General features: G+C 59.6%; 13 protein-coding genes and 1 tRNA gene. 11 read left to right on the forward strand and 3 right to left on the reverse strand.

Translation table 11 applies throughout. The annotated features are described in order from the left end of the window. The first annotated feature begins 54 nt into the window (after window positions 1-54). Window positions 55-1,422: an NADH-quinone oxidoreductase subunit N gene (locus HY247_07605; protein ID QQG48595.1), complete on the forward strand. Its 1,368-nt coding sequence runs from the start codon at window positions 55-57 to the stop codon at window positions 1,420-1,422. On the opposite strand, the gene HY247_07610 is transcribed toward HY247_07605, so the two are convergent. Next, window positions 1,419-3,467, reverse strand: a complete 2,049-nt coding sequence (locus HY247_07610; GenBank protein QQG48596.1) for a hypothetical protein — start codon at window positions 3,465-3,467, stop codon at window positions 1,419-1,421. The genes HY247_07605 and HY247_07610 overlap by 4 nt on opposite strands. Window positions 3,468-3,597: 130 nt before the next feature. On the opposite strand from HY247_07610, the gene HY247_07615 reads away from it, so the two are divergent. Together HY247_07615 and HY247_07620 are read left to right on the forward strand one after the other, a co-directional pair. Then, a complete protein-coding gene (locus HY247_07615; protein QQG48597.1) occupies window positions 3,598-4,650 on the forward strand; it encodes a V-type ATPase subunit in 1,053 nt (350 codons plus the stop codon). 114 nt (window positions 4,651-4,764) lie between these two features. Then, a complete protein-coding gene (locus tag HY247_07620) occupies window positions 4,765-5,034 on the forward strand; it encodes an ATPase (GenBank protein QQG49590.1) in 270 nt (89 codons plus the stop codon). Window positions 5,035-5,062: 28 nt separating this feature from the next. On the opposite strand, the gene HY247_07625 is transcribed toward HY247_07620, so the two are convergent. Continuing rightward, window positions 5,063-5,920 (reverse strand): polyprenyl synthetase family protein, encoded by an 858-nt coding sequence (locus HY247_07625; GenBank protein ID QQG48598.1) that lies wholly within the window; start codon window positions 5,918-5,920, stop codon window positions 5,063-5,065. A gap of 64 nt (window positions 5,921-5,984) precedes the next feature. Between HY247_07625 and HY247_07630 the strand changes: the two genes are divergently transcribed. The 7 genes from HY247_07630 (at window position 5,985) to HY247_07660 (ending at window position 10,680) form a co-directional block, all read left to right on the forward strand. Further along, a complete protein-coding gene (locus tag HY247_07630; GenBank protein QQG48599.1) occupies window positions 5,985-6,689 on the forward strand; it encodes a hypothetical protein in 705 nt (234 codons plus the stop codon). A gap of 51 nt (window positions 6,690-6,740) precedes the next feature. Then, window positions 6,741-6,849 (forward strand) — tRNA-Glu (locus HY247_07635). A 176-nt stretch (window positions 6,850-7,025) separates the two neighbouring features. Next, window positions 7,026-7,457 carry a MarR family transcriptional regulator gene (locus HY247_07640; protein ID QQG48600.1) on the forward strand — a complete coding sequence of 144 codons (432 nt, stop codon included), beginning with the start codon at window positions 7,026-7,028 and terminating at the stop codon, window positions 7,455-7,457. Window positions 7,458-7,542: 85 nt separating this feature from the next. Beyond that, a complete protein-coding gene (locus HY247_07645) occupies window positions 7,543-9,051 on the forward strand; it encodes an MFS transporter (GenBank protein QQG48601.1) in 1,509 nt (502 codons plus the stop codon). A 24-nt stretch (window positions 9,052-9,075) separates the two neighbouring features. Further along, a complete protein-coding gene (locus tag HY247_07650; GenBank protein QQG48602.1) occupies window positions 9,076-9,432 on the forward strand; it encodes a universal stress protein in 357 nt (118 codons plus the stop codon). 286 nt (window positions 9,433-9,718) lie between these two features. Beyond that, entirely contained in the window at window positions 9,719-10,099 is a 381-nt protein-coding gene (locus HY247_07655; protein ID QQG48603.1) for a hypothetical protein, read from the forward strand. 125 nt (window positions 10,100-10,224) lie between these two features. Next, window positions 10,225-10,680: a hypothetical protein gene (locus tag HY247_07660; protein QQG48604.1), complete on the forward strand. Its 456-nt coding sequence runs from the start codon at window positions 10,225-10,227 to the stop codon at window positions 10,678-10,680. A gap of 84 nt (window positions 10,681-10,764) precedes the next feature. Here HY247_07660 and HY247_07665 read toward each other — a convergent pair whose 3' ends face one another. After that, window positions 10,765-12,714, reverse strand: a complete 1,950-nt coding sequence (locus HY247_07665) for a hypothetical protein (protein QQG48605.1) — start codon at window positions 12,712-12,714, stop codon at window positions 10,765-10,767. A 261-nt stretch (window positions 12,715-12,975) separates the two neighbouring features. Between HY247_07665 and HY247_07670 the strand changes: the two genes are divergently transcribed. Further along, the gene (locus tag HY247_07670) at window positions 12,976-14,169 is read left to right on the forward strand and encodes a hypothetical protein (protein QQG48606.1); all 1,194 of its coding nucleotides are present in this window, start codon (window positions 12,976-12,978) and stop codon (window positions 14,167-14,169) included. Window positions 14,170-14,191: the final 22 nt, after the last annotated feature.

The raw sequence follows: 14,191 nt of genomic DNA on the forward strand, positions 1-14,191 counted from the left end.
GGGGCATCTTCGCTCCTCCTGCCGCTTCTCCAGCTCCTCAAGGGACGCTCCCCCATGCTCGCCGGGTACATACTGGCCGGGGTCCTCGCCGCCTCCATGCTCCTGATCGCACTCGCGACCCTCTATCCCTCCGGCTCCTCGCCCTTCGGCGACCTGATCTCCCCCGACCAGCTCGGAGGCGTCTTCGCGCTCGTCACAGTGGGAGTGACACTCGCGGTCACCGTCGCCTCCTTCGAGACGACCAAGGGCTCCTCGGCGCCGGTCTACTACAGCCTCCTCTCCTTCACCGCCCTGGGCATGGCGCTCCTGGCCTACTCCAGGGACCTGTTGATGCTCTTCGTTGCGTGGGAGCTGATGAGCCTCCCCACCTATGCCCTAGCCGGCTATGACAAGAAGCTGAGGTCCAACGAAGCCGCCGTCAAGTACGCCATTATCGGCGCCATGTCCTCCGCGATCATCCTGTACGCCATCAGCCTCGCCTACGGGCTCACTGGCAGCACCCAGATCTCCGCGGTCGTCGCCGGGTTCTACGCGCACCCCACGGCGCTGGCGGGCATCTCGACCCTCCTCTTCGTCGCGGGCTTCGGGTTCAAGATGTCCATCGTGCCCTTCCACATGTGGATACCAGACGCATACGAGGGAGCCCCGACCACAGTCAGCACCCTGCTGGCCGCAGCGACCAAGAAGGCAGGCTTCGTCGCGGCGATCCGCGTCCTCCTTGGGATCACGACGCTCTACGCGGTGACCCAGAACCCCCTCTTTACCATGGCCAACGTCTTCGCCGTGCTTGCGCTTCTGACAATGACCGTCGGAAACGTCGCCGCGCTGACCCAGAAGAGCATGACGAGGCTCCTCGCATACTCAAGCATCGCCCAGGCCGGATACATACTGATAGGGTTCGTCGCCTTCTCCGCGGACCCCACATCTAACGCGGCGTCGATCGGCCTCACCGGCTCTATCCTGCACGTGATCAACCACGCGACAATGAAGGGCGCGGCCTTCCTGGCGGCCGCCGCGGTGCTCTTGCAGCTCAAGCGTGCCGACCTCGGAGCCTACGACGGATTGGCCCGGAGGATGCCCATTACTGCTTTCACGATGACCATAGCCTTGCTCTCTCTGGCAGGCGTCCCGCCGTTGAGTGGATTCTGGAGCAAGCTCCTTCTCTTCCTCTCGGTGGCCAACGGGCCCTTCGCCTGGCTGGCCCTCGCTGCCATTCTCAACAGCGCCTTCAGCCTCGGGTACTATGCATGGATAATCAAGCGGATGTTCGTTGACGAGCCTGAGAACCCGGAGAGGGTCAGGGAGCCGATTTGGTTCGTAGTCGTATTCGCGGTCCTCGTGGGCCTGATAGTCGGAATCGGGCTCTTCCCGCAGCAGGCGATCAGCTTCGCTTCAGGCGCGGCCTCGAGCCTCTTCGGCTAGGTCCACTTTATCTTGATCCGGAGCTTGGTTGGGAGTATCTTCCTGAAGGGGACCCCTGTCCCTCCGTAGAACTTCGTGAAGAACTCATAGAGATGGAGCCTGAGGTCCTGGACGTACACTATGAACGCCTCGAAGGCTAGGATCAGCAGGTTGAGGATGACCCACGGAACTATGTACGCCGGGTTGTTCCAGGGCTGCATCAGGTTGATGATCAGCAGCAGAGCCGCATGCACGAGGAGCATCACCGCCAGTCTCACGTAAGAAATCGTGTTGGACATGAACTGAGAAATCCTCTCGAAGACTTCCAGGCCGCCTTCTGAGAGCGCGCCTAGGACCGATCCCTTCAGCTTCCCCGTAGCCACCGCGACGCTCTTCCCCGCGAAGAGGACGAGCATGGACGGCAAAAGGATCGCCAGAGAGACGCCTCCAAGGACGTTGTTCGGGATCCCGAGAAGCTGGTTCGGAACCGTGCTCTTGAAGACGTCGAAGCTGAATCCCACCCCTATGAAGGCGAGGCCGTAGCCCACCCCTGACAGATACATCGTGAGCACAGGGACCTTCTCAAGCAGCAGCTCCATCCTGTCTCCCTCCTTCAGCCCCTGATAGATGCTGAGCGACAGCGCCGTCGTCAGATGGACGATCCCAATCAGGAAGCTGGCCACCAGCACCAGGTTGACTCCGGCAAAGGGCGTTGGAAGGAAGTTGAACGTGTCGACCGCGCCGGCAGTCCTGCGGATTATCTCCACCGACGCCGGAATCGGGACGAAGTTGTACAGGGAGAATTCGAAGAACTCTCCGAAGACCACCCCGAAGACTGTCGCAGAAATCCCGGAGACCAGGAAAATGTTCGCCCACTGCCTCATGTTGCCGTTGCTCCTCTGCCTGACGAAGAGCATGAAGATCGTGAGGAGCAGGCCGTGCCCGACGTCCCCGAACATCATCCCGAAGAAGATCGGGAAGACCAACGAGACTATCGGAGTCGGGTCTACCTCGACTCCTCCCGGAATCCCCTGCTCATTGGTTATGGGCTGGAAGAGGCTGAGGCCCGGCCTGTTAACGACCAGCGTGGGCACCTTCTCTCCCTCCTGATGCCCTTTCACCGGCTCGGAGTGGCAGATCCACCTGCCGAACGCCTCCCTGGCCGCCTCCTCCCTCCTGGCGGGTATGTACCCGGAGATCGTGGCGAGGCGCTTCATTCCTCCCGAGACCCTCGCCTCGTCGAGCATCTCCCTGGCCGCCTCCGACAGCTCGCGGACCGCAAGGAGTTCCGACCCGTCCTTCTTCCTGATCTCCGACATCCCCTCCTCCGCCTTGGACTTCTCGACCCTTGCGGTCTCGAGCCTCGCCGTGACCTCCTTGAAGGCCTCCGACGGGTTCTGGGAGAATTCTCCCGGGATCAGCAGCGGCTTCAACTCAAGGACCTTCAGGGTCTTGTCGAGCTTTCCCTCGTCCTCTTTCCGCACGGCCGCAAGGATCAGGACCGACTCCTTCGAAATCTGTTGCGTCCTCAAGATCGCCTCTGGCAGAGAGCTTCGGAGTTCCTCGAGCCTCGCAGCCTCCACGACCGTAAGGACCGCCTTGAGCCTGTGGAGCCCGCTCATCCCCCCGATGTTCGCTGAGAACTTCGACAGTGCCTGGAGGGCGTCGATCAGGGTGTGGGCGTCTGCCTCATCCTTGACCGCCTTCTGAAGCTGGGTCTTTTGCCTCTTGACCTCCTCAAAGACCCCGTCCATAGACTGTTCTGCCGAGTCCATCAGCCCCCTCCATGTGGCTGCCTCTACCTCTTTCCTCTCGACCTTCTCCCCCCTGAAGACGATGTCGATCTGCCCGGGCATCAGCTTGAGGTCGAGGTCCTTCACGGCCTGGTCGGACTGCGCGAAGAGCCTCACAGCCTTGACAGTCAGTTCCTGAATCGCCGGGTCGAAGTTCGAGGCCGCCGCCTCGATGGGATGGAAGTCCTCGAACTTGGCCAGCGCCTTCACGACGTCGCTATATTCGCTCCTCGGGGAGATTATCGTGACCTTGGAAAGACGCGCGACTCCCATGGCCGTACTTTTTCAGGCGCGACCGCGTTCCGTTATTAAGCATGATGCGGGTCTTTGGAAACTCAAGAAGTCCGAATCCTGTAAAATCGTTATAAGAGGTCCGGCTCGGCTGGCCCAGAACAGTCCAGCCTTGTCGAGTAAGACCTACGTCGGAACCAAGGCCTTCGCGATCAGGGGAACTCTGTTAGACGCCGGGTCAGTCCAGAAGCTCAGCGAAACCACCTCCCTCGAGGAGCTGGTCAACCGCCTCAGGAGTACCCCGTATGCCGAGTCTCTTTCAAACCTCGGGCAGCCATACTCTGCACGACGGATCGAGCTCGCGCTCAGGGAGCGGCTCGCAACTGTCCACCACTCCATCACTCTTGGAGCAGGGAGGTACCGTATCCTGCAGCAATACTATCTCAAGAACATCGCCTGGGACCTCAAGCTCGCGCTGAAGTCGAGGGCTCTGGGAAAGTCCTACGACGAATCTGTCGAGTACCTGGACATGAAGGCCGAGGAGCTGGTGGGACGACGAGACCTGATGGCGAAAGTACTGGCGGCGAAGGACGTCAACGAGGCAGTCTCCATGCTCTCGGGCACAGAGTTCGCCTCCGATGCCGAGAGAGCACTCTCGAGCTACTCATCGAAGGGGGAGATCAGGTTCTTTGACGTCTTCCTCGACCACGCCGTCCTCTCCGCCATATCGAGGGAGTACTCCCTAAACCCAAGGCTCTACTCCGCCAAGGCTGCGGATGCGAAGGGAGTTGCCGACATCGTCTCAATCGACGTCGACGCCTACAACGCAGTGGGCATCCTGCGCTCCAAGCTATGGGGCCTGAAGGACTCTGACATCCAGGAGCTCATAGTCAGTCCGACCGGGCGCATCTCGAGGGACACACTCTCTGCGATGATCGCGGCCGAGTCCCCTGCCGAGGCGGTCAAGCTGATCGAGTCCTCATACCGCTTCCAGCTCCAGGCAGCGAAGGGCGACGAGGAGCTCATAGACATGGTGGAGGACTCCTTTGCCCGCGAACTCAAGACCACCGCCACCCTGGCCTTCGTCTGGCAGGGCCTCAGCCCCGGGACGATCCTGGCTCTGATCAAGCTGTTGGAATTCGAGGTGAGCAACATCGCCGCCATCGCGATAGGAGTCGAAGCAGGAATCGACCCGAAGAAGATACTCTCGAAGTTGAGAAACTAGAAAACTCGGCCTCCGACGATTTTTCTCGTCAATCTTTATAAGCGGTATTTCGGGGCATTTCTTCGTCGACAGATGCGCCGCCTCTCCATGATTCTCCTCCTGGCAGCATTCGTCATGTTCCTTGCGGCAGCGCTACCGAACCCGGCGGCAGCACAGACCCCTGGCACGACTTCGAGCGGTGAGAAGTTCCTTGCAGCAGGGATCGCTTTCGGCCTGGCAGCCCTCGGCGCCGGCGTGGGAGTCGGTACCTCAGGCTCTGCGGCCATCGCCGCAGTCACTGAGAAGGCTGAGGTCAGGACGACGGCCCTCATCTTCGTGGTGCTCGCCGAGGCGATTGCGATCTACGGATTCGCGATAGCTTTCATCATCCTAGGCCAGTCCTAGAGTCTCCTCGCAGCGTATTGTTCAGAGGTCAGTATTTCCGCTGGACTGTAAACTCTGCCAGTTCCTCGAGGAAAAGGGTCGCTGGGCTCCTTCGGAGGACAAGCAGCTGCCGCTTCGCCTCCTCCGCGTACGTCTGCGCTAGGGCAGTCATCTTTCCTACGACTTCGCTTTCGCTGTGGGTCTTGAGCAAGCCCGCTGCGATCTTGTCCTTAGACCTCCAATCCAGCAGGTCGTCTCTCAGCTGGTAAGCCCTGCCCACGCTCCTGCCGTAGTCGGCCAGGGCGCCCACTTCCTTCTCCGACCCACCCGCAATCAGGGCCCCGAGTTTGGTCGAGGTCTCGAAGAGCGCCGCGGTCTTGTCAGTGATTATCCTGAGGTACTCGTCCCACGTCAGCCTGTAGATTTCGGGGTCGATCGTAAGCTCCGAGTACTCGCCCTCTGCCATGTGCAGGGCCGCGTTGCTCACCTCCTCCGCGATGCGCCTGTCGTCGTACCTCGCCGCAATCGCAAGTATCATCGCGAATACGAAGTCCGCGCTCAAGAGAGAAGCGCTGTACCCGTACTTCACGTGGAACGGAATCTTGGACCTCCTCGCCACTTCCTCGTCGATGACGTCGTCATGGATGATGGACTCGGTGTGCAGGAGCTCGACCGCGACCGAAGCCCCGAGGACGCTATCGTCCTTGCGCCCGAGAGCCTCAGCCGAGAGCATCAGCATGACAGGCCGCACTCTCTTTCCTCCCTCGATCGCATACACGAGAGGGTCGTGGAACCTCGAGTTCGCATAGAGCTTGAGTTCCCTGGCGAGGGCGGCGTCGACCCTCTCCCCATAGGCCTTCATCCGGGCCTCAATCGACCCCAGGGACGTCGCCTCGTGAGAATCCAACGGTCCTCTGGAAAAATTGCCGCTGAATATTCTATATAATGTTTCATCGTTTGAGGGGTCCAACTTGCAAGCATTCCGACTACACCTGATTCGACTGAGAGAACGCCACTACATCCTCCTTCCAAAGCTCAACGCCGTCCAACGAACCCAGCTCGCAGAACACCTCCGCGATTCCGGCTTCCGCGTGACCGGAAGTGCGAGGCTCACAGCTTCGAACAGGGCCCAGACCATCCACGTCGAGCCTGCCGGGTACTGTTGGTCCAGGGAGGACCCCTCCGACGCGGTCGCCCCGGCGATCCCGGGACTCCTCGGCTGCCCAAAGGAGAGGATCAGCACGCAGGGCCTGAAGGACCTCTACCTGAGCTTCGGGATGGCAGAAGGCAGGAGGATCGCAAGAATCCGTACAAGGCTCGAGTGTTCCCCGACTTGGGGCGACCTTCGAAGAGCTGGGGAGTGCGCCCTCACACCCGACGAGCGCGCTCTCGCGCTGATGCTGAGGTCGTCGCCGCCGGGGACCTACTTGACTGACTTCGCGGGCGAAACAGGCAGGCCCGTGAGTGTGGGAAGGAGGAGGTACTATGAAACGATGCTCAACGAACCAGAGCTTCGGTCGACCCTCCGCTCTGCGGGGGAACAGAAGCCACGCAATTCCTACCTACTTGAGCGGGGGGTCTTCGTTGGGATGTCTGACCGAACTAGCCTCGGCAACCGAGCAGAGGTCATGAGGATGCTGGGCGATTGGTGCCCCTACGAGCTGGAGGGTTCCTGAAAGGTGCCGTTGGAGAAAGGCATTAAGGCCCAGCGGGTGGAGGGCGCGACAGCCCCGGTAGTATAGAGCCAGAGTGTGTACAATCCGGTCAACTCTTACGAGGCCGAGAGTATGCTGGCCTTTCGAGTCGGCGACCCGGGTTCGAATCCCGGCCGGGGCACACAACTACATGAGACAGACTCGAAACTGAAAGACTTGTAGGATTCGAACCTATAACAGGTCCAGAACCGGAGACCGTACGCTAACCTTTTCCGGAGCATCGGAGTCAGAGAGGAAGAAGGCAATTTTTCCCAGATACTAACTTTTATAGACGTCTAACCTATTGGAAGGCTCAACTTGCCGAGTAAGCCCATCGAAGATACGCTGAGTTTCAAATTTGTGAAATTGGTAAGGGCCCATAGGGATCGGATCGCAAGTTCGCTAAGAGATTTGCATCTCTATCCAGGTCAGGAGCTGATGCTTTCCCAGCTCTGGAAAAAAGAAGGCCTGAATCAGAGCGAACTTGCTGCGACGTGTGGACTAGAACCTCCGACAATCACAAAGGTGCTAGAACGAATGTCGGGCGCGGGTTTGGTTCAGGTGAAACCCGACCCTGATGACAAGAGGGTTCGCCGTGTCTACCTAACGGATAGGGGCCGTGCATTGAAGAACGAGGTAAGAGACCTCTGGTCCTCAGTCGAGGGTCAGCTCCTGAGAGGTTTCAACAAGAAGGAACGCGACGCGCTGCACGATTTCCTCAACAGGATGCGCGATAATATTGCACAGTGACGCGTCTTTGACGCCACACAGTCTGCCACCAAGAGATGCTTAGCCGGCTAAACATTTAAGTAGTTAGCCGTCTAACCTTATGTCAATGGAAAGCAACTCGCACGCACGCAGAATGGCATCTGTTTCAGTCGAGCAGGGCGCACCAGCCCAGACGAAACCTGCCTCATCACCACGGCTGTCCCTCATCCTCACGCTGCTCGTCGTAGCGCAGTTCGTTGTCGTCCTCGATTTTTCGATAGTCCAGATAGCCCTGCAGACGATGCGCACCGAACTCGGGATATCCCTGGCCGACACCCAGTGGATAGTGAGCGCCTACGGCCTCACCTTCGCGGGCTTCCTTCTCCTCAGCGGTCGCGCCTCCGACCTCTACGGGCGCCGCAAGCTCTTCAGCATCGGGTTGGTCGTCTTTGCGCTTTCATCACTGGTGGGGGGTCTGGCCCCCTCGGAAGCCGTCCTCATCGGCGCTAGGGCCGTCCAGGGGATAGGGGCCGCGATAGCTTCGGCGACGGGCCTATCCTTGCTCGTCGTCACCTTCCCAGAAGGGCGCGAAAGGAACCGCGCCCTCAGCATCTTCGCGGCCGTCTCCTCCGCTGCTTACGCCGCCGGTGTAATCCTGGGAGGCCTACTCACCGCGACCCTGGGCTGGAGATCCATCTTCTTCGTGAACGTCCCCATTGGAATTGTGACCGCCGTCATGGCTACCCGATTCCTCGTTGAGAGCCGAGGAGATCTCTCCCAAAGACGGCTCGACCTCCCCGGCGCGCTCTCTGTGACCGCGGGACTCTTGATACTCATCTACGCTCTTACCAATGCGGCGAACCAGGGCTTGTTTTCCCTGCTGGCACTCGCGCCTCTCGCCCTCTCCGCCGTCGTACTTGCAAGTTTCCTCGTAATCGAGCACAAATCGAGCGCCCCGCTCATGCCACTGTCCTTCCTCCGGCGCGGGGCCATCTTCAGCGCGAACGCGCTCGCGATGCTTACCTTCGCAGCGATGACTGCGATGCTCATCCTCCTGACAATCTACCTCCAACAGATTCAGGGATACTCTGCCCTCTCGGCCGGGCTCGCCTTCCTGCCTACCGCCCTGGTCTTCCTCTTCGTGGGAGGCTACCTCTCTGCGAAGCTCGTCAGCCGCTTCGGCGCAAAGCCCGTCCTTTTCGTCGGCATGACGATAATGGCGGCCGGCTTCCTCCTGCTCGACCAGCTCACGGTCGGGACCCCTTATCTCACCGGGCTGCTACCTGAGATGCTCGTCGTCTCACTGGGAGCCGCCCTGACCTACACGGCCTTCTACATAGCGGGGCTGAGCGGCGCGAGGAAGGGCGAGGAAGGTCTCGCGTCAGGGCTCATCAACACCTCTATGCAGGTCGGAGGTCCCATCGGCCTTGCGATAGCCGTGACCATAGTCGGCGTCGTGGTGGCCGGTCTGGGGGGGTCCGTGACACCCGGAGCCGCGACCGTCGAGGGCTTCCGGTATGCCTTCCTAGGGGGCGCGGTGCTCTCCGGCATGGGAATAATCTTCGCTTTGCTCATCAGGAGCCCGAAGACAGTCGTCGTGCCCAGGGAGCCGTCTTTGGAGACGCCCTCTCCGTAGTCGCCCTCTGTCCCCGAACCGGACATGTCGGTCACGATGAGGAAGATACTGGTTCCTGTCGACGGCTCTGAGAACGGGGAACGGGCCGTAAGGACCGCAATCGGCTTCGCTAGGGACTACCACGCTGAGCTCGAGGTCCTGCGCGTGGTCCAATGTCCCTCCGGCGTGACCACCTCGAGCCCAAGGGACGGAGGGGCAGGGTCTGCGATTCTCAACGAACGTTACGATCACGCGGAGGTCTTTCTTGCGGCGAACGGGAAGACGCTAGACATCGAAGTCGAAGCTAGAGTCCTGACGGGCATCAGGGAAGGGTTTTATCAAACCCAAGAAGTCGTCGAGTGGTTGAGAGGTCATGGGATCAAACAATTCGTACGTCCCTGAAGACGAGTTCCGAAGGCTCCTTTCGGAGATCATCGAGAGAGATAGACGGGTCTTCGAAGCCATCGGCAAACTCTGAGGGACGCAAGTTCCCAGTCCTCATACTAGACGCAGTCCCAAACGGCACCCAGATGGTTGCTCCGTTCCCGACCGGGGCAAGCTCTTTCTGATGTTTCGTAGTCAAGGATGCAGGAAGTTCAATTTCATCCTGCCATGACACACTGACCCCGTCATCTCTTAAGAGGGGCTCCTGAAAGCATGAATTATTAGCAGGTTGGCAAGACATCGAGTGAGCTCCCGCAGAGGTCAGTCGCGAAAGCCCGCCGAGGCGCTAGCCGGTGAAGAAGGTGAACTGAAGCCGGAAGAGATGCTGAGGCGCCTGAGAGGCCTCCTTCCATATCTCAACGACTGGGACGGGTGGCAGAGAGAAGTCAACCGGCTGGAACGGAACATCATCACACTTCGGGCACACGGCTCTGTCAAACTGGCGAAGACTCTTGAGAGTGGCCTGCCCGCTCTGAGATTGGCCCTCGAGGAGGAGAGAGTCAATCATCAGTTCACCGTGAACCAATTCATGGCGGAACTTGATGAGCTGGATCGGAAACACAAGGTCGGAGACAAGCGACAGTCAGAAGACGAGCAGGTCGAGCCGGGCCGCCTCTTGGACTAGGTTCCCATCGGGTACAGGCTGCGAGGCTTTTCTGTTGACTCGAGCCCCTATGTCCATGCTCAAAGTCCGGGAGCACCGAGGGTCGAGGGGCACGCCTTTTCTCATCCTCCTTGGAGGGTCGCTCGTTGAGTGGATCCGTTCCAGAGGAAGACAGGACTGTCGAGGACATGAAGGCAGCACTCAGTACTATTACAAAGATGAGGTCGGCCGGCGATCACGGAAGCGATCTCTTCTCGCTCTCGGTTTCGCTGTCGAGGATCGGCGCGGGGCTCGCGATGCACGCACTTGCGTATGTCGACTTCCATCGGATGGACGACGAACTTGGAGAAGGCAAGCTGGACCCGCGGCTCGTCCCAGTCGTGAAGATGTCTGTAGTCCTCGCTTCCCCCGAATTCTTCCCCGAGGCCGCTAAACATCTCGCTTCAGAACTCAAGAAACACCTGGCAAGTTTCGCGGAGGCCTTGGCTCGCGGCGACCTGGAGAAGTCCAAGTCGGAAAGCCATGCAGCGCACGAACTCTATCATGAGCTCCACACGAAGGTCGCCGATTGGCTAGAATTACAATCGTCGTCAGGATCGTAGCGCGCTCTGGACACGGGGCGACTCTGAGGCTCTCCCCGGGGCACAAATTCCAAAGCCCGGACAGCGTTCAACGAGGCGTTGCATTCATCGAGTGGATCTTCGGCCCCGCCCTCTCCTCTGGGGAGGCGAGGTCCCTCCGTGACCTGCTCGGAAACGCCGTCCCTGGGGGTAGACTTCCCTCCCGCCCCTCTGTTGGTGCCTCCTCTGCACGTTCGTCGAAACAATGTCAAAGAAGATCCGCCTCTGGTTTATGGTGAAGGTTCTTGCGAAGAAATCCGCGCCGACGACCATGTCGCCAAGGTCGCGCTCCCCCAGCTCCCGAGCATCGAACCTTTCGAATGAGAGGCTGTCCTCGAGATAGGGCCTGAGCCTCGAGAAGGGCGCGTCAACGACGACATCCCTAGGAACGGTTTCTTGTTTCGAAGACCGGAGGAGGTCGTTGAGCGCGTCCCTGGCGGCCTCGTAGTTCTTCCACGCCTCTTCTACGAACCCAGGGAATAGACCGTTCGCCGCCATCACCGTTGAGAGGGACTTGGTGTCTTCAGCGTAGGCCCTGAGGAGTCGGGCCTTGATGTTCAGCTCGCTCGTCCTGTCAAGGGAGTACAGGAATTGTCGCGCGACCGCTTCGGCGTCCGACTTGTAGGCGTGATTGAGAGAATCGCCGAAAGCCCCGCAGGCGAGGAAGAATCTCGCAACGTCGTGATCGTTCCTTATCAGAGCGCTCGATATCATGTGGGAAAGGTCCGGCTCGTAGGGAATCTCGCTCATCAAGAGCCCCTTCCAGGTAGCCTGATGACTGCGGCGGTCTATCGCTCCGATCCCGATCAACCAGTCCTCCGCGAAGGCGACCTCCCTGTGGTCCACCCTTGACATGAAGTCAAGCTCCGAGAGCTTGAGGCCGTACTTCGACATCAGGAGCACCAAGTCAAACGGGGTCTCAGTCTCGAGCGACTTGCGCACAGGCTCCGGGTCGATCTTCGTTGGAATCTGCGCGTCGGTCAGGATGACAGCCCGGCCCGGCTTGAACCGGCCGATCCTCCCCATCATCTGCAGGAGTGAGTTGTTGTCTATCTTCCTATAGCGGAGCGTCTTCCGGCCCAGTACATCCTTGCTGTCGATCACGTCGTTGAAGATCAGCACGTTGTCGACGTAGATGTTCACAGAAGAAGCGATCACATTCGTGGCGAAGATCCTAAGATTCTTGTCCGTCTCTGCCTGCCGCTGAATCTTGTTGATCTCCGACCCGTCGAGGCCCCCGTGGATGTAGACTCCCCCGTAGCTGCCCGCGTACTTTTCCACCAGCCGCCTCGTCGGCAAGAAGACTAGCCACGACTCGTCTCGGGGCTGCGTGAAGAGATACTTGGACAGGGTCATGAACATCTCGTCGAGGCCTCCTGCCTGCTCGATTTCGAGCGAAACGGGGAACCTGCGCCCAGTCATTGTGTAAAGGTTGGAGATTCCCAGGAACGACAGAAACTCCTTCGGGTCGATCGTGGCGCTCATGACCCGGAAGAGATTCCTGGACCCCGCCTGCTCCTTCCTCGCAAGAGAGAAGCACAACTCTAGTTGGGAAGACATCTGGTGGCTCTCGTCAAAGTAGATAGAAGTCTCGGAAACCGAGTTCTCGGCCAGCATCCTCAGCAGGACGCCATCGGTGGTAATTCTGATCTTGCCTCCGACGTTGATCTTCGTGTCCTTGGTGACGACTGACAATTCGCCTGTCAGCTCCGGATAGAGCGCCTGGAGCGAATAGTACAAGGCATTGCAGGCCGCTCGGGAGGGTTCGCGGATGACGACCTGCCTCTCCCCTCTGCACAGTCTGTACTCGTGAATCGGGACTACCGTGCTCTTTCCTGTGCCAACATCGCCGATGATCACAAAGTGGCCTGAGAAGTCAATCGAATTCAAGATCGAAAGAATGGGAAGCGGGGGCCCAGTTACCTTTCTCCTAACTGGGTGCAGTCCCCTGGTCTCCCCCGAGAAGATCGAAGGATCGACGCGGTCCTGGTCAAGCTCCAATTCTTTCTCCTCCAATCTAGCCATCGCCTCCTTTGTTCGCCCCCGTGGGGGCCAAGATAAACAGGCCACGGCAGGTCATCGGAGCAGTCAAGCGACCCACTTTCGTAGGGCGACTTCGCGATGTCGCTGCTCAGGTGCGAGACTGAGGCGCGGTAAAGCCAAGCAAGGCTTCCGATGGATTGTTGTCCTCCCCAGCAGTTCGGCACCCGGATAACAAACGCATTCTCCGAAGAATCGTTTTAAGCGGTCTCGCGCGGCCCCGCTTCAGTCCTTTAGATGGCGACGACGCAGCTGAACAACTACGTCACGCAGTCCAGGGCGAGGGTGAAGGGCAACAAGGCCACTCCCGCCTCCGAGTTCCTGCCTCTGCTAGCCAGGGTCAAGACGACCCTTCGGAAGTCCGGCTCCAGGTCCCTCAAGGCAAACCTCAACGGGATCGTAGTAGAGCTCATCACGAACAGCGAGCACCAGGCATCCTTCTGGGCTGAAAACTGGTGGGCAGCCGACCCCTCGGTCCTTCCTCACGCCCAGATCTACTCTGTGACAGGGGTCGAAGGCGTGGAACCGTCGGCCTTCTACTGCCCCGAGCTTCACACAGCCATCTTCGCGAACACCGAATACTATGGCCAGTGCAAGTCCTGGGCTCTCGGGATGGCCGCCGCCATACTGGAGCGGAACTTCAACACCCTCTCAATCCACGGGGCGACCGCCCTGTACAAGGGGAAGGGCGTCGTGATTATCGCCCCGACCGGTACGGGCAAGACGACCCACTCCTTCAAGATCTTCCTGAACCAGAGCGGAAAGATATGCGGCGACGACTGGGCGTACATCACTTTCCCCGACGTCCTTCCTGAGCGGCCGACCTCCCCTCTCGTCGCCAGACAGCCTGAGCGGGCGCTCTACATGCGCTCCGAGTCCCAGAAAGAGCAGGCCTGGTTGCGCGGCGTCTTCGACAGGTCGATGAACGAGAACGTGACGGTCAGAAAAGAGGACTGCGAGTTCCCCACCGGTGAGGACATGTGCTCGGCGACCAAAGGCAAGTGCGTCTTCAACGAGGGCATGCAGTGGTGCTACTACTCCTTCGGGAACTCGAGGGTCCTGGTCCAAAGAGACGAAATCCTGGGCCCTGAGAAGGTCGTCGACGAGGTTCCGGTAAACCTGGTAGTGCTACTGCGGCGAGACGACCACAGCCCGGCCGAGATGCGGCTTGAGCCCTCCCAGGCGATAGACATACTCCAGAAAGGGGAGTACATGGTCCTACCTGGTGCCGGTCCGCGCGAAAAGTGGGGCACTATCTCGAACGAACCATGGTACAACCCATACCTGCTGGAGCTCGACAATTCACGCCAGGCCACGTTCTTCAGACAGATGTTCGAGACCTGGAAGATTCCCTGCATGATCCTCAACACCGGGGTCGAAGGGATAGCGCCCTCAAACCAGAGGATTCTCGCCGCGCTCGAGTCCGCTTGAGCAGACCTGGCGCAAGGGCCGT

This window comes from archaeon (genome assembly GCA_016432545.1).
GTDB lineage: Archaea > Thermoproteota > Nitrososphaeria > Nitrososphaerales > Gagatemarchaeaceae > UBA183.

What these genes read in the sequence shown, in the direction of transcription:
- HY247_07605 (QQG48595.1), top strand. Translation starts at nt 55, where the DNA reads ATGCTCGCCGGGTACATACTGGCCGGGGTCCTCGCCGCCTCCATGCTC.
- HY247_07610 (QQG48596.1), bottom strand. Translation starts at nt 3,467, where the DNA reads ATGGGAGTCGCGCGTCTTTCCAAGGTCACGATAATCTCCCCGAGGAGC.
- HY247_07620 (QQG49590.1), top strand. Translation starts at nt 4,765, where the DNA reads ATGTTCCTTGCGGCAGCGCTACCGAACCCGGCGGCAGCACAGACCCCT.
- HY247_07645 (QQG48601.1), top strand. Translation starts at nt 7,543, where the DNA reads ATGGAAAGCAACTCGCACGCACGCAGAATGGCATCTGTTTCAGTCGAG.
- HY247_07650 (QQG48602.1), top strand. Translation starts at nt 9,076, where the DNA reads ATGTCGGTCACGATGAGGAAGATACTGGTTCCTGTCGACGGCTCTGAG.
- HY247_07670 (QQG48606.1), top strand. Translation starts at nt 12,976, where the DNA reads ATGGCGACGACGCAGCTGAACAACTACGTCACGCAGTCCAGGGCGAGG.